Here is a 19562-nt window from a genome sequence, read left to right as displayed (position 1 = left end):
TTGATATGAAACGATTTAATAAGGAAGCATGGATAGGTTTTATTTTACTTGCTGGACTGGCTGTGTATTTAACTTATTTACTTAGGAGCGGTGGTATATTAAGTTTTATTAATCCTAAAAGAATTTCTTTAATGTGGATGACTTTGGCAGGGATACTAATATTAAGTATTTATGAGAGCAGTAAGATCTTTACAATACCAAATAGAAGAATAAACTTGAATCAGCATATACCTTTAGGGGTTATATTGCTGTGCGGGGTAATGACTCTGACAGCTAAAGAAACAGATAGATTTAGTGTCGGTAATGCAAAGAGTAACATCGTAACTGCCAGTAGCAGCCAGGAAAAACCTAAAGAAAGTACAGAGGGGGTAGATGAATCTGCGGCACTAAATGCCGAGCAAGAAGTGTTTGGTGCAAATGATTATGAGCTCCCTTGGGAACAACAAGGAGAAGATTTTGAGGTTATTCAGCAAGATACAGTGGATGAACCCTATTATCTGAGAGAGATGGTTATATTAAACAATGATAATTATACAAAGGTTTTATCTGATATTGAACAAAACCCTGATCTTTATGAAGGCAAAAGCATAGTATTAGAGGGGTTCGTATATCATGATCCACAATTTGCACCGGATGAGTTTGTAATAGCACGTATGTATATGATCTGCTGTGCTGCTGATGCACAGATCACCGGCTTGTTATGTAAGGGGCCTCAAAGTGATGAACTTGAAAGAGATCAGTGGGTAAGTATTGAAGGGGTAATAGCTATTGAAAATTACGAGATGGATGGGCAAACGATGTTGATGCCAATTGTTAAGATTTTAGAAGCTACAAAACTACCAACCCCTGAAAATCAATATATTTATTATTAAGGACTAGGAGCACATTGCTTTCCTAGTCCTTTTTTTCATCTGCTATTTGATGAAGGGAATTATGAAACAGGATAAAGTCATATTGCGAGAATGATTACTGGTACTTATATATTACCTATAAACGATAGTGTATAAGACTATTTTGGAAGAATGTAGTAAGAATACCTATGGCAAAATATTTAAAAACCATGTAAAATTGAGCTATATGATAGGCAAGATTGCTAAAAATAATGGGAAATAGTTGATTGTAAAATGAGATTGGTTAAGACCTAATATTAGAAAAGTATTCTGATGTTTAGGTCTTTGTGTAAATTAAGGGGAGTGATTTGATGGGCAAGAAAAGGACTATTAGGGAAAAGTTATTTATTTCTTATACGAATCTTATTGTAAGTTTGATTATAGCTTTTGCGATTTTTCTTTTTTGGTATATTTCACGCATTCTTGCCAGCCAGACCAGTGATATGATGCATTCTCTTCTTAGAGCAGGTATTAACCAAACAGATATGGAAATTAGAAAGATGGATACTGTTTCGCTTAATATTTCTTATTCGGAACTTGTAAAAAGTAACTTTGAAAATCTTATTCAGCAAGAGCAGAAGATTTATGCTTTAAGTGAAGGGGGCAGAACTGTTATTGATGCGCTTATTGCTATTAACGGACCGCTTATGCCTGTACAGCAAATGAATATGTATAGTTTAGATGGACAAGTTTTAAGCACGGGATTTTCAAATCGGTCTATTCAAACAGACTTGGCCAAAAAGAGCTGGTATCAACCCACTTTAAAGCGAGACGGAAAAAAGTATATTACGCCAGTAAGTAATACTAAAGATGCATACATCCATGATGCGATAGATCATAGAACAAGATATATTGCACTTAATAGAGTGCTTTTTAATAAGTATGGACAACATTTAGGGGTATTAGAAGTCATCACAAAAAGCAATCAGATTTTTAAGAGTATTGGGGAAATAGAAGAAAGCTATAAGGATAGTGTGACGGCGCTCATATTTGATGAGGCGGGACAGAGGCTTTATCCCTTTAATCAAACGGAAGAGACGATTATCTCCTATGAGGCGTTTATGCAGCATAAGCCAAGGGCTGAAGAGGGTTTTTTTAAGACAAGACTTAATCAAAACAATTATAATATTTATTATTATCAGTCTGAGTATACAGATTGGACCCTTGTCTTAGTGCGTTCAGAGAAGAGTGTGATGCAGCCTATTGTTACGTTGGCGTGGTTTATGATCATTATAACCAGTATTTTTATAGGCGTAGCCTCACTGTCCTCCTTTTTGATCGCCAGAGAGTTCAGCAGTCCTATCAAAGCACTTTTGATTACGCTAAAAAATACAAAACTAAAAAATTTAGATGATGATACATATCATCAGGTCAACACTAAAATTACTGAGTTGGAGGTACTGGATCAGGCTTTTCGTGACATGAGAATTAATATAAAATATTCTACCAAGGCTATGTTAGAAGCTCAAAGACAGGAATTAAAATCTCGTATGCTGGCACTGCAGTCCCAAATGAATCCACATTTCCTCTATAATACACTTACTAATATTAGTGTTATGGCAGAAGAAGGACTTAATGAAGGCATTGTTGAAATGTGTGATCATGTTTCTTTTATGCTTAGATACTTTTCTGTTTCACAACCAACTCATGTAAAGTTTAAAGATGAGTTTGAATGTGCAAAAAAATTTCTAAGTGTTGCACAAATTCGGTATAAAGAATATTTAAAGTATAGTGTGACCATGAGCGAGATAGTAGAGCATCTTCAAGTCCCGCGAAACATTGTACAGCCTCTTGTTGAAAATGCTGTTAAATATGGAATGAATGAACAGATGTTATGGGATATTAAAGTTGAAGGCTATGTGGAAGATGGCGGGTGGCGTATCAAAGTATCAGATAGAGGACGTGGCTTTACAGAAGAAAAAATGAGGGAACTTCAAGAAAAAATAGATAGAATTAATGATTTTGGAGAATATCTTAACTTAGAAATTCACGGAATGGGGTTTATCAATGTATTTAGCAGACTAAAGCTTATTTATGAAGATACAATGTATTTTTGGTTTGGTAACGGTAAAGAAGGTGGGGCGGTGATCATAATAGGGGTTAAACCTATTGAAGTTATAGATTATCCATAAGATTTTAGGAGGGGAAGATGTAATGTACAAAGTAATTGTTTGTGAAGATGAGGTTATGATTTTAGATAATATTGTAAAGAAAATCAATCAATCGGAGCTTGGGTTTGAAGTGGTTGCTAAAGCCATTAATGGCAAACAGGCTATAGAACTTATCGAAGAAAATCTCCCAGATGTTATAGTAAGTGACATTAAGATGCCGCTTATGGATGGGTTAGAACTTATTGGAAAAGTAGATATCAAATACCCTTATATCAAAAAAATTATTATCAGTGGCTATGCAGAGTTTGAATATGCTAAAAAGGCCATGAAGTTTAATACTTTTGATTATCTGTTAAAACCGGTGAAAAATGATGAACTCATACAAACACTTATTAAACTTAAGATGGAACTGGATAATGAGTTTAATGAACTTATGGATAAAGCTGGTGTCATTAAAGAACAAGTAACGCCAGAAGAGGCTGTAAAGTTTACACAATGGTACATAAGATCTCATTTTGAAAAAGATATTAATTTTAATATGATAGCCGCAAGGCTGAACTACACCCCTGGTTATCTTTCGAAGCTTTTTGTAAATTACATAGGAGAAACGCCTAGTAAATACTATCTCAATTTAAAAATTAATAAAGCTAAGTATTTACTTGTGCATTGTAAGGAACTTTCGGTAAGGCAGATTGGAGAGATGATAGGTTATAGCGATCAGTCTTACTTTAGCAGAATTTTTAAGAAAACAGTAGGGAAAAGTCCATTGGAGTATAGGGAAAATACCATAAGTGACTAAGGTTTTATAAAAAAGTGCTAAATAATAACCTGATAGTGCATATAAATTGTTAAATTAGAATGATAGAATTTTGCTAAAGAAAGTAATAATCAGCCAAATAACTAATTTTCAGTTTTGGGTGATTATAAGCACACAAACAATATGAGGGGGTATTTCACGATGAGAAAACTTTTATCTGCAGTACTTATGGTTACTATGGGGCTGACAGTTTTGGCGGGTTGCGCAAAAACTGATGCACCGAGCACAAGCACAACTTCAGGAAATACATCAACGAGTACAGCATCAGGGGAGCAAAAAGATAAAAACAAAGGCGTTACACTTACAGTTATGATGTCACAAGGCTGGGCTTTCCCAGCAGAAGAAATGTTAGCTAAAAAGTTTGAAGAAGAGACAGGCAATAAAATAGATCTTCAAGTTGTGCCGGCAGATCAATATCATGATTTACTAAAAGCTAAACTTACTAGCGGAGAAGGACCAGATATTTTCTACGCTCAAACCAATGAATTTCAAATTAAAACAGCAACGGTTGATCCAGAAAAATATTGTATAGATTTTTCAGGGGAAGAATGGGTAAATGTAATGCCTAAGACAAGGATACCAGCGGTTTCATACAATGATAAACTCTATGGACTTATGATATGGTATGATTCACCAGAATTTGTTTTTGTCTATAACAAAACACTCTTTAAAGAAGCAGGCATTAATGAAGCACCTAAAACTTATGCTGAGTTTAAAGCCGCTTGTGAAAAGATTAAAGCGATGGGTATTGCACCTGTTTATGAATATGGCGCTGCAGGCTGGCATCATCAATTACCTTTCTTCCAAATTGGACCGCGTTATGAGGAGTTAGAACCAGGTCTTTATGAAGGCCTTAATAATAACACCATTAGATTTGCAGACAGCAAGGCAATGCTTACGGCTTTAGAACAAATCAATGAATGTGTTCAAAATGGCTACTATGGAGATGATTATTTGGCAAATGATGGTTCAGATACCTATGACCGTTTAGCAACTAGAAAAGCGGCTATGGTTATGGAAGGACCTGCATTTATTGAAGCGATTAAAGAAAAGTACCCAGAAACAACAGATGAGTACGGTTTATTCCTTGTACCTTTTATTGATAATCAAAACTATCCAACCAACCCATCAGGCCCAGCGGCTTTTGGTTATAAAGAAAGTAAAAATGTAGATGTAGTTAAAGAATACTTTACATTCTTAGCACAACCTGAAAATCTTCAAATCAAATTAGATAATACTGTTGAGTGGACGAATATTGATGTAACAGCAGATGTGAGTCAACACTTTACAGATATAGAAAAAGCATTTAAAGAAACTATTCCAAGGGCAAAATATGAGGTTGCACCTGTGCTTCAGACAGGGACTAAATACACAAATGATCAATGGATGGAAACAGGAAAAGACATGATTTCTATGTTTTTAGGAGAACTTACAGCGAAACAAGTACTTGAAAATATTGACGAGAGAAGAGCAAAAATTGCTAAGAGTCAAAATGATTCAGCTTGGTAATAAAAAGTATCTATAATATCATAACTTTTAGCAAAAGAATTTGATAATTAAATATCAAATTCTTTTGTTTATCTGACATGGCGAGGAGCATTTATTATGAAAGAAAGAAGATTTTATCCTATGTATTTTATTTGGCCGGCACTCATTATATATGGCTTGCTATGTATATTACCTGGCATTATAGGGATCTATTACTCTTTTACAGACTGGAGTTCTTATTCAGATCAAATTAACTTTATAGGACTTGAAAACTATAAGTACATATTTACATCCAATCAAGCTTATACAAAATACATTTTTAATACACTTATGTTTACGGTAGTTTCTAATATTGTAAAAATTATTCCTGCACTATTTTTAGCATTGATGCTAAAAGAAGGACTCCGTGGACAAAACTTTTACAGAGGCGTGCTTTATTTCCCATCCGTATTACCGTATCTTGTTATTGGACTTTTATTTAGATCTATGCTTCACCCCACAACAGGTGTGGTTAATCAAACCCTGAGATTGCTGAGTATGGACTTTATGGCACAACAATGGCTTACAGATCCAAAGTGGGTATGGGGATCGATATTTGCAGTAGATGCATGGCGAGGAATTGGCTATGTTATGACCATATTTATTGCGGGGCTGCAGGCTATACCAGAGAGTTATTATGAAGCAGCTAAAATTGACGGAGCAGGCTATTTTGCACTATTGAGACATATTACCTTACCAATGTTAGTGCCTGCTATTACAATTAATGTAGTATTTGGGCTTACCTATGGCCTTAAAGTATTCGACATTATCTATGTACTTACAAACGGTGGACCAGGCCGTATGACGGAAGTCGTTGCAACAGGTATCTTCAAAGAATTTTCAGATGGTACCTATGGAGTAGGTTCTGCGTTATCGTCTATACTATTTGTATTTATGGCTGTTATCGGTATCTTAATTGTAGGAAAGATGAATGAAAAGAGGGTGGAGATGTAATGAAAAGAAAAAAACAACTTACAATTATATTTAAACATTTGGCAGCTCTATTTTTATGCACCCTCGTTATTGTGCCTTTTATCATTATTGTCATTAATTCATTTAAAAGCAGCAAAGAGGCAGCACTCATGACACTTCAGCTTCCAAGTCAATTGATTTGGCAAAACTATGCAATCGTTATTGAAAAAGGCAAATTAGTACAATCCTTTTTTAACAGCTTACTTTATGCGATTGTTCCTTGCATATGTGTTGTAATCTTTTGCGGGATGGCCTCTTTTACACTCTCAAGAAGAGCTTCTAAGGTGAATAAATGGATCTATACCTTCATGATACTTGGTATTTTCCTGCCGGTTAATTATCTTGCGCTTATTAGGATCATGAGAATGTTTGGGATATATGGCACACGTTTAGGCATTATTCTTTTTTATATTGCAGCCAATATTGCGTTTTCAACTTTCATTATTTATGGTTTTGTAGATACTGTACCAAGAGAAGTGGATGAAGCAGCTATTATCGATGGGGCCAATCCAGTACAGCTATTTTTCGAAGTCATATTTCCCTTGTTAAAGCCAGTTTTGGTTACAGCTTTTATTTTGATGTTTATGGGCATATGGAGTGATTTTATGACACCACTTTATCTCATTAACAAAACAGCTTTATGGCCGATGAATTTAGCTGTTTATAACTTCTTTGGCCGGTTTAAATCAGATTGGAACTTAGTATTTGCAGATATTGTCCTAACGGCGCTTCCAGTACTTATTGTTTATCTTATAGGCCAAAAACAAATTATTTCAGGGCTTACATCAGGGGCAGTAAAAGGTTGATAAATGGAATAACACAATACTTGAAAGGACTGATTAGATGTTATACAAAGAGGATTGGGAAGTAGCGAAAAAAAGACTTGAGGCCCTATGGCATAACGAAATTGTTGATAGATGCTGTATTGCTGTTCAGGGGAAGAAGGATATGAAGTCTGAATATGAAGCACCGCCACATACCCCAGAAGAATTAGTTAAATACTATATGGATCCAGAGTGGCTTTTAAGAAGACATATTAAAAAGTTTGAAAACACCTACTATGCTGGGGACGGTTATCCATGTATATGGTCAAATTTTGGAGCGGCGGGCCATGCTAAGTATTTTAAAGGTGCAAAATATAGATTTGAAAGAGATACCGTATGGATTGGCGGGGTGTACAAGGACTTTGCGACGGATGAACTTGAGTATGACGCAGCCAGCAATATACTTAAACAAGAATTAGAAACAGTAAAATACCTTTGTAATGAAGGCATGGGTAAATTCTTTGTGACGATGCCGGATAACTGCGGGATTCTTGATGGGCTGGCGGCACTGCATGGCAGTGAAGATCTTGCGATGGACTTTTTTGATTATCCTGATGAGATTAAACAAGCTTGTGACAAAATCTTTGAAACTTATAAAGTAACAAGTGATATGTTTTTTGATGCGATCCGTAAAAACAACCAAGATGGTAGTACCCATGGCTGGATGTATACATGGAGCAAAGGAAAGCATGCACAGCTTCAAGTGGATTTTTCAGTAATGATTTCACCTGATATGTATGAGGAGTTTGCACTGCCTGAACTTGTAAAAAGCTGCGACTATCTTGATCATGCAACCTATCATTTAGATGGTGAGCAGCAAGTAAGACACTTAGATCATATTCTATCCGTGGACAAATTAAATATGATTCAATGGACACCAGTAGCTGGGCAGCCTAAAACAAGTCACTTTATTTCTACTTTTAAAAGAATCCAAGCGGCAGGGAAGGGACTCGTTCTTTACCCAGAACTTGATGAAATAGAGACACTACTTACAGAGTTATCGTCTAAAGGACTTTATTTAATTGTTAAAGAAGAAGTTTCCACAGAGGAAGCGGATAACATTATAAATTTAGCAGCTAAACTCACCCACGAATAAAACTTTATGCACCAAGTTATATGATAGAATTTTATGGTAAGATGCTGAAAGAATTTTAGAGATTGAAAAATCAGTCCATTTATTTTAAAGGAGCTTATAAGACTATTCAGTTTTGATAAGGAGAAGCTATGGAAAATTATAAATTAAGATTCAGGCAGATTCACATGGATTTTCATACGAGTGAACATATAGATGGAGTGGGCGAGCGGTTTGATAAGGATGAATTTGCAGATACACTCGATGCAGCCAAAGTTAATTCGGTAACTTGTTTTGCAAGATGTCATCATGGGTGGCTCTATTATAATTCTAAAAATGATCCGGAGCGAATACACCCTGGGCTAAAGTATAAAAATTTATTAGAAGATCAGATTAAGGCGTGTCATCAAAAAGACATACGGGTACCTGTTTATACCACTGTTCAGTGGGATCACTTTATCAGTTCCAGACATCCAGAATGGGTATGTATTAATGAAGATGGTAGTATGGTAGATACTTGTAATCCGGTATCGAGGGGTGTCTATGAAGCAGGATTTTATAAAACGCTGTGTGTCAATACAGCTTATAGAGATTATCTCAAAGACCATCTTAAAGATATTTTTGAATCATTACCCGAAGTGGATGGTATATTTTTAGATATTGTCATGGTAGTAGACTGCTCATGCAAAGCTTGTGTAGAAGGGATGTTAAAAGAAAATAAGGACCCAACTCAGCGTTTAGAAAGGCTCCTGTATGCAAAAAGTATGGTGGAAGATTTTAAAAGAGATATTTCAGCTTACATAAGAAGTTTTAACCCTAATGCCAGTATCTTTTATAATACCTCACATATTGAGCCTGCACTGCGTAGTGTGCTGGGAGCATATAGCCACTGGGAGCTGGAGTCTCTGCCGAGCGGGGGATGGGGTTATGTACACTTCCCAAATAGTGCACGTTTTGCAAGAACAACAGGGCTTGATCTTCTGGGGCAGACGGGGAAATTCCATACGATGTGGGGAGATTTTCATTCCTTTAAAAACAAAGAAGCCCTACAGTATGAGTGCTACCGTATGCTGGCTTTTAATGCAAAGTGCCTTATAGGAGACCAGCTCGATCCAGATGGTAAAATTTCTAAAGAAGTTTATGAACTCATAGGTTCTGTCTATAAAGAGGTAGAAAAGAAAGAACCTTGGTGTATAGATGCTAAAGCTGTATGTGATATGGCGATTTTTACACCAGAGGCCTTAGGGTTTAACTCGGGCTGTGGCGGGGTGATTCCTCAGTCAGTAGTCGGGACTTCTACGATGCTTGAAGAAATGGGGCATCAATTTGATATTATTGATAGTGAAGCTGATTTTACGCACTATAAAGTCATTATATTCCCAGATGAAGTTGTGATGGATGAAATGCTTATAAGGAAAGTTGAGGCTTATTTACAGCATGGCGGGGCAGTACTTGCAACCTATGAATCGGGTCTTAATTCAGAAAAAACAGAATTTGCATCAGATCTGTTTGGTGCAACATATAAAGGTGGGGCACCTTATAGTCCAGACTTTATTGTACCAAAAGGAGAGATGGGTAAGGACCTTCATGAAACAGAATATGTCATGTATAAGCAAGGTACTCAGGTCGATGTACTGCAAGGAGCTGCAGTGTTGAGTGATGTTAACATTCCTTATTTTAATAGGACTTGGCAGCATTTTTGCTCCCATAAACATACGCCTTCTTCCCATCAATATGGTTATCCGGGTATTATCAAAAAAGAAAAAGTGATTTATTATAGCCACCCCCTATTTACGATTTACCAAGAACTACATCCTAAATGGTGTAAGCTGCTTATTCGAAATGGGCTGGATATGCTACTTGCGGAGCCTATTTTAAGATACGAAGGACCAACAAGCCTGCTTGCTTGTGTCAATGAACAGACACATGAAAAAAGGTATGTGCTTCACATGCTGCATTATATTCCAGAAAAGCGCTGCAGTGAGATTTATACGATAGAAGATGTGATTCCATTGTACCAAACTAAGGTTTCCATGAAGCTTTCACATGAGGTAAAAACTATAAAGCTTGTTCCAGAAGGGAGAAGTTTGGACTTTAAGTATGTCGATGGAAGAATTGAATTTGTTATAGATAAAATAGAAGGGCATGCTATGATTGCTCTTAGGTATTAAAATTATTCCCTGTATCATTCATATGGAGTGATATAGGGAATTTTTATATTTGGGTACTTTTAACAAAGTATAGAGGTTATAAACCTATTAAATTATAACTATTTTAATATTGAAAGTATAGTTAAGAGAGAGTAGCATAATAAATAAGGATACAACTCAAACTGAATCAATATTTTGCAAAGGTGCAATGTTTCTATTGCACCTTTTTGTGTTTTTATAATACGTTTTATAGGCATGAAAATTATTCTAAAAAGGTGGTGCAGGTATGGATAAGATAGCAGTACTCATGGGAGAGGGCGATGAAACGATTGCTTTTTCAGAATCAGGGGTTATAAAAGTTTTTTTAAAAAAAGGAGGTGAGTGGCAGATCATACAAGAGATAGATTTATCAATCAATCTATGTATGAGTATAAGTAGTGTACGTAAGAAGATCATAGAGATAGCGAGCGTACTAGATGATTGCAAAATAATTGTAGGTAGGAAAGTTGATGGTATTGCTTATAATGTGTTCGAAGCTATGGCATTTAGTATCTGGGAATTTGAGGGCCTACCGCAAAACTTTTTAGACTATATTTTAGAAAAAGAATATGAAATACAAGAAACAAATAAGCAGCAAAGTCAATTAGTAAAGCCACCTTATATCGAACAACTGGATGATGGCTATTATAAAATTGACTTAGAACAGGTGCAGACTATAAGTCCAGGTATTTCTTCCAAGCAAGTCATTATGCCGGTTTTAGAAAAACAAGTATTTAGAAGGCTAGATATTATCTGTACACACATTCCGCCTTGGCTAGAAAATCAAATACAGAAGTATCAGTTAAAAATGGAAGCTGAAAGCTTATGTTCAGGTGGCTACAGTGTTAAGCTATTACGCAAGGAGTTGTAATGAAATGGAGGGGTAAAGAATGAATGTTGTGCATACAAAATATGGCATACTAAAAGGGATAACATCTGCAGAATTTTATAAGAACAATATATTAAAAGAATGTATATTAACAGAACCTAATGAGTTAATCACACCCTATGGTAAGCTCATTCCACAATATGAACAGGAGCATGTAAGGCGTAAATATACGTCTGCTGTAACTTTTTACGAAAGTGGCAATCTGAAGAGTATTTGTCTCAATGATCAAACGCATATACTTACGCCGCTTGGGCCTTTTGAGGCAGAGAAGATAACATTTTATGACGATGAGAAGCTTAAAAGGATATTTCCTGTCAACGGCAAGGTAACTGGTTATTGGACAGAAGAAAATGAATATGCCTTAGCGGAAGAACACACTTTTAAGTTTAGTTTTGGAGATATAAGAAGTAAGGTAATGAGTGTGTACCTTTACCCATCAGGAAAATTAAAGAGTATTACATTGTGGCCTAAAGAGCGTGCCCAGATACAGTTAGATAGTGGTATTATGCCTATTAGAATAGGGGTGTCCTTCTATGAAACAGGGGTATTAAAATCCTGTGAGCCTGCCGAGCCAACCCCTGTTATGACACCTATTGGAGAGATTATGGCATATGATACAAGTGCTGTAGGTATTCATGGGGACATAAATTCCTTGGCATTTTATGAAGATGGGACTTTAAAAGCACTGGCTACTTCAACAGACAAAATTGAAATATATGATGAAGAGCTTAATAAAACCTGTTATGCACCTGGAGAAATACCTAGTTTACTTCATTATAACGGAAAAGATATCGTACCACTGTGTGTAGCGTTTTATGGGGGGAAGGTCAGTATGAATGAAGAACTTGAATATGCGCTAGATAGACATTCATTTTCTATTATTAATTATTTCAAAAAAGTTAAACCGAGTTGTAGTGATTGCGCAAATTGTAATTTATGTCCCTAAATAAATAAATCTTCTAAAATTGGAAAAACTCAATATATAGTTTTGAAAACTATATATTGAGTTTTTTATATTAATAAACTATAATATAAATATCTAAATAATGTCTGAGCAAATAAGCGATTTAAAGCTAATGGAGAGGACATAATAAATCTGATAATATGAACAAGGAGTGATTTCATGCAAAAAATAGCCTTAATTACTGATAGTACTTGCGGGTTGCCAAAGGAATATGTCGATAAGTACAATGTACATATTCTAAGGTTAAAAATAATCTATAAAGACCGAGAATATATAGATGGATTAGATATTACTCCAGAAGAAGTCTATGCAAGATTAGATGAAGAACTTCCTACGACCTCAATGCCTTCTGTACAAGAAGCAAATGACTTATTTGGTAAACTTATAGAAGAAAATTATACGCATGCTGTTGTGCTTTGTGTATCTTCAGGGCTTTCAGGAACGATTAACAGCTTTAGGCTTGCAGCAGAAAATTATCAAGATCAAATAAAGTCATTTGTATTTGACACAAAAGTATTATCTATGGCTGTAGGTCTATCTGTTATTGAAGTTGGCAAGGCTATTGAGGCTGGAAAAAGCTTTGAGGAGATATGTGAAGAAATTCCAAAACTCAGAGCACGTACGCAGATGTATTTTACAGTGGACACCTTAGAATATTTAATTAAGGGTGGCCGAATTGGTAAAGTATCTGGAGGTATTGGAGAGTTTCTTAATCTTAAACCTATTATTACAATGGATGAAGACGGTAAATATACAACGTATACAAAAGTAAGAGGAACAAAACAAGCCCTTAATAAGCTTATTGCATTAGGTAAAGACATATTAGATACATCCAAGGGGAAAGTTGTTATTATGACAGGTACCATGCTTAAAGAAGCTGAAATGCTTAAAGAAGCTTTTGAAAGTCATGGGAATACTACGTTTTTATACGTTGGTACAATTACGCCTGTGGTGGGTATTCATTCTGGACCTAGACTACTTGCGTTAGCTGTTATGAAAGATTGACATTGTTCATAATTATTGTATAATAAATTCAATACCCCCTGTAAGGGGTGGGATTAAAAGAGGTGAAGATATGAACGATGAAAGAAAAAAGGCATTACAGGCTTTAAAGACTTCTAAAGGACAAATTGAGGGTATTATTAAAATGATTGAAGATGAGAGATACTGTATGGATATCTCAAATCAAATTATTGCGGCACAGGGATTGCTAAAAAAGTCTAACCTATTGATACTTAAACAACATCTTACACATTGTGTAAAAGATGCTTGCAGGAGTGACAATGGAGAAGAAAAAATAGAAGAAATTATAAATATTATAGAAAAACTTATGAACAAGTCATAAGTTATTTATTACTCCTGTATCAAGTATGTACAGGAGTAGCAAAAAGCTAATAAAGAAGTACTTTAAGTATTGAACAAAACGTATTCAATACTTAAAGTACTTCTTTATTAATTTTATGAAAAGTAATTTTTATGCTTGCAATTCACCACTGTATATTGTAATATATAGATATAAGGATTTATAAGTTTATAGATGATAGAATTCTATCATTACAGTTAGGTTCACCAAGTTATAGAAAGTAAATCAATCAATTAATAAATAGAGGAGGAATTAAAATGACTAAAAAACGCAAATCACACCAAAAGTGGTCATGGATTTTTATGATAGCATTTATATTACTATCGATTATTGACTTTAGATTTGGTATTTTAGGGATTATATGTATGACGACACCTATGGTGCTTGCACTAAGAGGTGCAGGTAAGGCGCATTGTTCTTATTATTGTCCGAGAGGATCATTACTGGGAAGATTTCTTCAAAATATTAGTTTTCAGCATAACCTTCCTAAGTGGGCTAAATCAAATCGTATAAAAAATATACTTCTTATTATAATGATCAGTATGCTAACATTAGGAATGATTCATGCTAATCGTGAGGGCTTTAACTTGATGCAAACAGGTTTTACATTATTTAGATTCATGACAGTTTCTTTAGGAGTAGGCGTTATAATGGGGGTTATCTTTAAACCAAGATCTTGGTGTCAGGTGTGTCCAATGGGACATGGCACAGCACTTATAGATAAGTCTTTAAAAAGCAGAAAAAGTTGATAAGGAGGGATACTATGTTATTTAATTTAAGGCAGAATATAAAAAAAATATCACCTAAAGAGGTTTATACAAGTACAAAAGTGGATAAAGCCATTGTTATTTTAGACGTAAGAGAAGAAATAGAGTATAGAAGCGGCTATATTAATGGGGCTATAAATTTGCCCGTAGGACAAATTAAAGAAAAAATAGCTGCTATGGATTTATCAAAAGATACAAAGATAATTATCTACTGCCAAAGTGGTGCAAGAAGTACGCGGGCTTGTAGTGTTTTAGAAAATATGGGGTATAATAATCTGTATAATTTAGGCGGGATTATGAGCTGGCCGTATGAGATAGTTAAGTAAAAAATTTAAAGACAGTATTTAGGTATTGCAATAATCATCCATTTTATAATGTAAGCACTTAAACAAAAAATACAGCATGTAGTTTTATAAACTATATGTTGTATTTTTTGAAATTGTACGTTAAGATAGATATAATTATAAATATTTGTCAATAATATAGAGAAACAACCTATAAACTTGATTTATCCATTACTATAATGTTGTTTTTTAGGATGATTTCACATTAAATAGCATGAGGAATGAGTTAAACTTTATGATGTGAAATCTGTACCATTGATGAAGATGAAAAATAAATTTTTACTAAAGATATAGGGAGAGATTATGGAAAAAATAGCTTTAATTACGGACAGTACTTCTGGTGTACCACAGGAATATGTAGATAAATACAATATACGTATTCTAAGATTAAAAGTCATTTATAAAGACAGGGAGTATGTAGATGGGGTAGATATTACTCCTGAGGAAGTGTATGCAAGATTAGATAAGGAACTTCCCACTACTTCTATGCCTTCTGTACAAGAAGTAGAGGATTTGTTTGAAGAACTTATTAAAGAAGGTTATACACATGCGGTTATGCTTGCTATTTCTTCGGGGCTTTCAGGCACAATCAATAGTTTTAGAATTGCAGCTGAGCATTATCAAGATAAAATTAATGCTTTTGTTTTTGATTCCAAAATCATATCCATGGCTGTTGGCTTATCTGTGATTGAAGTAGGTAAAGCTATTGAAGACGGGAAAAGCTTTGAAGAGATTTGCACATTAATACCAAAACTTAGAGAAAAAACAATGCTGTACTTTACTGTTGACACATTAGAGTATCTGATCAAGGGCGGCAGAATTGGCAAAGTTTCTGGAAGTATTGGACAGCTTTTAAATCTTAAGCCAATCATTATTATGGATGATGAAGGTAAATACACTACTTTTACAAAAGTTAGAGGAACCAAGCAAATGATCAGCAAGCTCATTCAATTAGGTATAGATAGGCTAGAACAGGCAAAGTGCAAGATAGTTATTATGACAGGGACCATGCAGGAAGAAGCTCAAGTATTAAAAGATGCCTTTTTGAATCATCCTAATACTATTTCAGCAGATATTGGCACGATTACACCAGTTGTAGGCATACATTCAGGCCCAAGACTTCTGGCTTTAGTCATAATGGAAGCGTAATAAAGGTGATAGCTATAATAAGTATATAGAGGTAGTTTATAAGGGAATAGGGATGATTTAGACGCTCTATACATACTTATCTTATTTTTAGGATAATCTAAAGGTAGTAGCCATTGAAGGGAGAAAAAAGGTGAAAAAGCCATTTAGAATATTCATTACGCTTATTTTACTCGTTAGTATTATATCTGTGCATTCAGATGCATATAGTCAACCCTATATGATCAGTCCAACACTTCAAACGTATGTTGACAGAGCAGATGTGTTGTTAAATCAAATTTATTATTTGGGACAGACAGCACTTGCAAATAGTATCAATCAGCTAGATAATAATGAAACACTCAGACTTATAGGACTTAATTTAGCACAAGTGACAACGCTTGAAAGAGATGTCATTGGCTATATTGGGAGTCTAAGTCCAAATACAATGGAAGCGCGTAATGCAACGATTCTTCATATTGCACTACATCATTTTAATATGGCACTCGGAGAACTTGGATTCTTTATTAGGGCTTCAACAGATATTGATAGATTTAATGCTTTGCAGCGCTATTTTTATGATATTATTACGGCTATAGAAAATATTAATCAGGTTAAACAACAAGTACTGACATAGCAGCTTATTCAAAAGGCTCTAAGAATTATTTTATATAATTCTTAGAGCCTTTAATTAACGTGGAAAATGTATGATGAAAAGTGCCCCTAAAGAACTATTTTCCGCAGTAATTTCAGCATGATGTGCGTCGATGACTTCCTTAGTTATAGCGAGGCCTATACCAAGATGGCCATTTTGTCCCTTATAGAACCGTGTAAATATATTTTGGAGTTCATGATCTAGGAAGCCTTCGCCGTCATCTTCGATAGTAATAATAACCTTATCCTCCTGTGTTTCCATTTTAATAGCTATCGTTGTTTTGGCATGCCTTATGCAGTTAGAGAGAATATTAATAATAGCGCGTGAAAGTTTTTCAGGGTCAGCATTTATTTTAATAGTGTCTGATACAGTATCATAAACAATCTTTTTATTATTTTTTAAAGCAATACCTTTTACACAGTCGATACAACTCCAGAGAATGCCATCAAGTTCAGAGGTCTCAAAATGATATTCTCCCTCAACAGTATCAATACGGGAAAGATAAGTTAACTGCTCTACGAGGTCTGTAATACGTTTTGTTTCTTGAATAATAATATCGGATGCATTTTCATGATCTTCTACAACATGATATTTAATACCTTCCGCATAACTTTGAATAGACATAAGAGGTGTTCTAAGTTCATGAGAGATATTTTGTAAGAAAGTGGCTTGATCTTCTTCATACTTGCGCAATTTTTGAGATAAAAAATTAATATTATGAATGAGTTCTATTATTTCATCATTGGCCTCTATATGAATTGTTTTATGAAAATTCCTTTTAGAAAGTTCATTAAGATGTTGATTAATAACGCTAAAAGGTCTGGAAATTTTCTTAGAGGTATAAATAGAATAAATAATTGTAAGCGCCATACTAAAAAATAAAATAGCAATTAGGATAACATTGATAACTATTCTAAGGCTGTTCACCTTACTTGTATCAGAATAAATAATAACCCATCCCAACTGCAGCTTCCTTGCATTCAATATGGGAATGATCATCCCCATATAGTTCATTTCTTTTGTTTTAATAGCTATTAAGTTTTTTTGCTCATCAAAATGATTTTCTGGTATCTGAGTAAGCAGCTGCTGGTTAAAAATTATCTCATCTAATGTATTCTCAAAGGTAGGAATAGCAATCTTATCATTATTAATTAATATATACTGTGCATCTAAAATAGAAGTATAGTTTTTTAAAACACGATCTAAAGCACCAAAAACAAGCAAAGCTGTATTTCTGTTTCTAGTAGGTTCTGGAAACTTATTGGGGTGGTTGCGCAGAGCCCCCTGTACACTTTGAGCAATTTCATTAAACTGTGAAATAGTTTGGTTTTGGATATAAATACCTATACTTATATTAAATAAAATGCCTATTAGAAGCACAAGTAAGACGATATTAAGAATATTTGCTTTCAGAATCCTGGCTTGTATTGAATCTTTTGTAAACATGCTGCTACTCCTCATCAGATAATTTAAAACCAAAGCCCCATACTGTTTCAATTTTAAGACGAGACCCCTCAGTATGCAGTTTTTTTCTTATACGTTTGACCATATCATCTGTTGCCCGTGTTTCTGCTTCACTCTCAAAGCCCCATACTTTATTCAGTAGTTCATCTCGGCTTACGGGCCGATGTTTATTAAGGGCAAGGTAGGTTAAAAACTCAATTTCTTTCATACTGAGCTTGAGCTCTTTAGTGTGATAAAACACAGCTTTTTTATCGAGATCAATGCAAATATCTAAAATTTTAATGCGGTTGTTAGGGCGGATTTGCTCTCCTATATCGAAGGCTATTCTTCTAAAAATACTTCTCACACGCATTACAAGCTCCATTGGACTAAAAGGTTTAGTAATATAATCATCTGCACCTAAAGAGAGGCCGGCGATTTTATCAGGGGAAGTATCTCTTGCGGATACAAAGATAATAGGAACTGAACTGGTCTGCCGTACCGTTTGACAAATAGAATAGCCATCTAGTTCAGGCATCATAATATCAATAATAAGCATATCAGCAGGTCTCCCATAAAAAGCCTCTAACATTTTTTGTCCGTGGGTAAAGCTTTTTACCTCAAAACCTTCCTTTAAAAGAAATGATTTTACGATATTACAGATGTTAATCTCATCGTCTACCACATAAATTAATTTACCATTCACAATTATATCCTCTATCTATCAGTAGTTTTATAGTTATTTTAGCACATTTTTTATAAGTGAAATACGCATTTTATAATCTGCCACACTTTTGCCACACTTTTGCGGAGATTTATTACCTTATTTTAGGTATTATAAAAAAGTCAAAAGACAACCTAAAAATTTATAGGAGGATGATCACAGTGATGAAAAATAAAAAGATAAGCGGCATACTTGTTTTAAGTGCAATAACTTTAGCGATGTCAACATCTGTATTTGCAGATACAACCAATGGTCTTACAAAGCCTAAAATGGGGGTGCGTACAGAAAAATTAGCTGAGATAGCAGCTGAAAAAGGCATTACAGTAGAAGAACTCAAAGCACAGCTACAAAAAGAAAGAGAAGAAAAACTTGCCGAAAGAGCAGCCGAAAAAGGAATGACGGTAGAAGAGTTTACAGCACAGATGAAAAATAATAAAGAAAAGACACAAGGCGCAAGATTAGAAGAGAAGGCAGCCGAAAAGGGCATTACAGTAGAAGAACTTAAAGAGCAGTTGCAAAAAGAAAGAGAAGAAAAACTAGCTGCAAGAGCAGCTGAAAAAGGTATGACAGTAGAAGAGTTTAAGGCACAGATAGAAGACAATAAGGAAAAGACTCGAGCGACAAGATTGGAAGAGAAAGCAGCAGAAATAGGCATCACAGTAGAAGAACTTAAAGAGCAGATGGCAAAACAAAGAGAAGAAAAACTGGCTAAGAAAGCTGCAGAACAAGGTATCACAGTAGATGAACTTAAGGCGCAAATAGAAAAAAATAAGGGTTTTAAATAGAACACGCGTAAATAGGTAGAATCGTATGACATACGTCTGCCTATTTATTAATTGGTCAACTATCAAATAATTCAGTTGAAGGCTGGAAAAGTTTATTTAAA

19 protein-coding genes are annotated in these 19562 nt (G+C 34.8%); 17 read left to right on the top strand and 2 right to left on the bottom strand.

Translation table 11 applies throughout. The annotated features are described in order from the left end of the window. The first annotated feature begins 5 nt into the window (after window positions 1–5). The 16 genes from BN3326_RS06690 (at window position 6) to BN3326_RS06615 (ending at window position 16491) form a co-directional block, all read left to right on the top strand. Complete coding sequence (locus tag BN3326_RS06690; RefSeq protein ID WP_069998318.1) at window positions 6–872, top strand: TIGR03943 family putative permease subunit; 867 nt, start codon at window positions 6–8, stop codon at window positions 870–872. Between the two features lie 329 nt (window positions 873–1201). Next, window positions 1202–3022, top strand: coding sequence for a sensor histidine kinase (locus BN3326_RS06685; protein WP_069998317.1), 1821 nt, complete (start codon window positions 1202–1204; stop codon window positions 3020–3022). A gap of 22 nt (window positions 3023–3044) precedes the next feature. Then, window positions 3045–3800 (top strand): response regulator transcription factor, encoded by a 756-nt coding sequence (locus BN3326_RS06680; protein WP_069998316.1) that lies wholly within the window; start codon window positions 3045–3047, stop codon window positions 3798–3800. 159 nt (window positions 3801–3959) lie between these two features. Next, on the top strand, window positions 3960–5327 hold the full coding sequence (locus tag BN3326_RS06675) for an ABC transporter substrate-binding protein (RefSeq protein WP_171903779.1): 1368 nt from the start codon (window positions 3960–3962) through the stop codon (window positions 5325–5327). A 96-nt stretch (window positions 5328–5423) separates the two neighbouring features. After that, entirely contained in the window at window positions 5424–6299 is an 876-nt protein-coding gene (locus BN3326_RS06670) for a carbohydrate ABC transporter permease (protein ID WP_069998315.1), read from the top strand. Continuing rightward, the gene (locus tag BN3326_RS06665) at window positions 6299–7123 is read left to right on the top strand and encodes a carbohydrate ABC transporter permease (RefSeq protein ID WP_069998314.1); all 825 of its coding nucleotides are present in this window, start codon (window positions 6299–6301) and stop codon (window positions 7121–7123) included. The genes BN3326_RS06670 and BN3326_RS06665 overlap by 1 nt, the downstream gene beginning before the upstream one ends. Before the next feature lie 37 nt (window positions 7124–7160). After that, complete coding sequence (locus BN3326_RS06660) at window positions 7161–8237, top strand: hypothetical protein (protein ID WP_069998313.1); 1077 nt, start codon at window positions 7161–7163, stop codon at window positions 8235–8237. Between the two features lie 128 nt (window positions 8238–8365). Further along, window positions 8366–10384: an alpha-amylase family protein gene (locus tag BN3326_RS06655; RefSeq protein ID WP_069998312.1), complete on the top strand. Its 2019-nt coding sequence runs from the start codon at window positions 8366–8368 to the stop codon at window positions 10382–10384. Between the two features lie 265 nt (window positions 10385–10649). After that, window positions 10650–11273, top strand: a complete 624-nt coding sequence (gene anfO, locus BN3326_RS06650) for a Fe-only nitrogenase accessory protein AnfO (protein ID WP_069998311.1) — start codon at window positions 10650–10652, stop codon at window positions 11271–11273. A gap of 19 nt (window positions 11274–11292) precedes the next feature. After that, complete coding sequence (locus BN3326_RS06645) at window positions 11293–12237, top strand: hypothetical protein (RefSeq protein WP_069998310.1); 945 nt, start codon at window positions 11293–11295, stop codon at window positions 12235–12237. A 177-nt stretch (window positions 12238–12414) separates the two neighbouring features. Then, a complete protein-coding gene (locus BN3326_RS06640) occupies window positions 12415–13260 on the top strand; it encodes a DegV family protein (RefSeq protein ID WP_069998309.1) in 846 nt (281 codons plus the stop codon). A gap of 70 nt (window positions 13261–13330) precedes the next feature. After that, complete coding sequence (locus tag BN3326_RS06635; protein WP_069998308.1) at window positions 13331–13600, top strand: metal-sensing transcriptional repressor; 270 nt, start codon at window positions 13331–13333, stop codon at window positions 13598–13600. Between the two features lie 275 nt (window positions 13601–13875). Then, on the top strand, window positions 13876–14367 hold the full coding sequence (locus BN3326_RS06630; protein ID WP_069998307.1) for a 4Fe-4S binding protein: 492 nt from the start codon (window positions 13876–13878) through the stop codon (window positions 14365–14367). Between the two features lie 14 nt (window positions 14368–14381). After that, complete coding sequence (locus BN3326_RS06625) at window positions 14382–14711, top strand: rhodanese-like domain-containing protein (RefSeq protein WP_069998306.1); 330 nt, start codon at window positions 14382–14384, stop codon at window positions 14709–14711. A 321-nt stretch (window positions 14712–15032) separates the two neighbouring features. Next, complete coding sequence (locus BN3326_RS06620) at window positions 15033–15878, top strand: DegV family protein (protein WP_069998305.1); 846 nt, start codon at window positions 15033–15035, stop codon at window positions 15876–15878. Window positions 15879–16008: 130 nt separating this feature from the next. Beyond that, a complete protein-coding gene (locus BN3326_RS06615; RefSeq protein WP_069998304.1) occupies window positions 16009–16491 on the top strand; it encodes a hypothetical protein in 483 nt (160 codons plus the stop codon). 54 nt (window positions 16492–16545) lie between these two features. Here the strand turns inward: BN3326_RS06615 and BN3326_RS06610 are convergent, their stop codons facing one another. Beyond that, a complete protein-coding gene (locus tag BN3326_RS06610) occupies window positions 16546–17955 on the bottom strand; it encodes a sensor histidine kinase (RefSeq protein WP_069998303.1) in 1410 nt (469 codons plus the stop codon). 4 nt (window positions 17956–17959) lie between these two features. After that, window positions 17960–18658, bottom strand: a complete 699-nt coding sequence (locus BN3326_RS06605; RefSeq protein ID WP_069998302.1) for a response regulator transcription factor — start codon at window positions 18656–18658, stop codon at window positions 17960–17962. A gap of 179 nt (window positions 18659–18837) precedes the next feature. On the opposite strand from BN3326_RS06605, the gene BN3326_RS06600 reads away from it, so the two are divergent. Further along, the gene (locus BN3326_RS06600; protein WP_069998301.1) at window positions 18838–19461 is read left to right on the top strand and encodes a hypothetical protein; all 624 of its coding nucleotides are present in this window, start codon (window positions 18838–18840) and stop codon (window positions 19459–19461) included. Window positions 19462–19562: the final 101 nt, after the last annotated feature.

This window comes from Cellulosilyticum sp. I15G10I2, assembly GCF_900095725.1.
Lineage (GTDB): Bacteria > Bacillota > Clostridia > Lachnospirales > Cellulosilyticaceae > FMMP01.
This window is presented reverse-complemented; position numbering and strand designations above follow the sequence as displayed.

Coding starts and splice junctions, on each gene's coding strand:
- BN3326_RS06685 (WP_069998317.1), top strand. CDS start 1,202: ATGGGCAAGAAAAGGACTATTAGGGAAAAGTTATTTATTTCTTATACG.
- BN3326_RS06645 (WP_069998310.1), top strand. CDS start 11,293: ATGAATGTTGTGCATACAAAATATGGCATACTAAAAGGGATAACATCT.
- BN3326_RS06630 (WP_069998307.1), top strand. CDS start 13,876: ATGACTAAAAAACGCAAATCACACCAAAAGTGGTCATGGATTTTTATG.
- BN3326_RS06660 (WP_069998313.1), top strand. CDS start 7,161: ATGTTATACAAAGAGGATTGGGAAGTAGCGAAAAAAAGACTTGAGGCC.
- BN3326_RS06635 (WP_069998308.1), top strand. CDS start 13,331: ATGAACGATGAAAGAAAAAAGGCATTACAGGCTTTAAAGACTTCTAAA.
- BN3326_RS06680 (WP_069998316.1), top strand. CDS start 3,045: ATGTACAAAGTAATTGTTTGTGAAGATGAGGTTATGATTTTAGATAAT.
- BN3326_RS06690 (WP_069998318.1), top strand. CDS start 6: ATGAAACGATTTAATAAGGAAGCATGGATAGGTTTTATTTTACTTGCT.
- BN3326_RS06610 (WP_069998303.1), bottom strand. CDS start 17,955: ATGTTTACAAAAGATTCAATACAAGCCAGGATTCTGAAAGCAAATATT.
- BN3326_RS06640 (WP_069998309.1), top strand. CDS start 12,415: ATGCAAAAAATAGCCTTAATTACTGATAGTACTTGCGGGTTGCCAAAG.
- BN3326_RS06620 (WP_069998305.1), top strand. CDS start 15,033: ATGGAAAAAATAGCTTTAATTACGGACAGTACTTCTGGTGTACCACAG.
- BN3326_RS06675 (WP_171903779.1), top strand. CDS start 3,960: ATGAGAAAACTTTTATCTGCAGTACTTATGGTTACTATGGGGCTGACA.
- BN3326_RS06655 (WP_069998312.1), top strand. CDS start 8,366: ATGGAAAATTATAAATTAAGATTCAGGCAGATTCACATGGATTTTCAT.
- anfO (WP_069998311.1), top strand. CDS start 10,650: ATGGATAAGATAGCAGTACTCATGGGAGAGGGCGATGAAACGATTGCT.
- BN3326_RS06625 (WP_069998306.1), top strand. CDS start 14,382: ATGTTATTTAATTTAAGGCAGAATATAAAAAAAATATCACCTAAAGAG.
- BN3326_RS06670 (WP_069998315.1), top strand. CDS start 5,424: ATGAAAGAAAGAAGATTTTATCCTATGTATTTTATTTGGCCGGCACTC.
- BN3326_RS06665 (WP_069998314.1), top strand. CDS start 6,299: ATGAAAAGAAAAAAACAACTTACAATTATATTTAAACATTTGGCAGCT.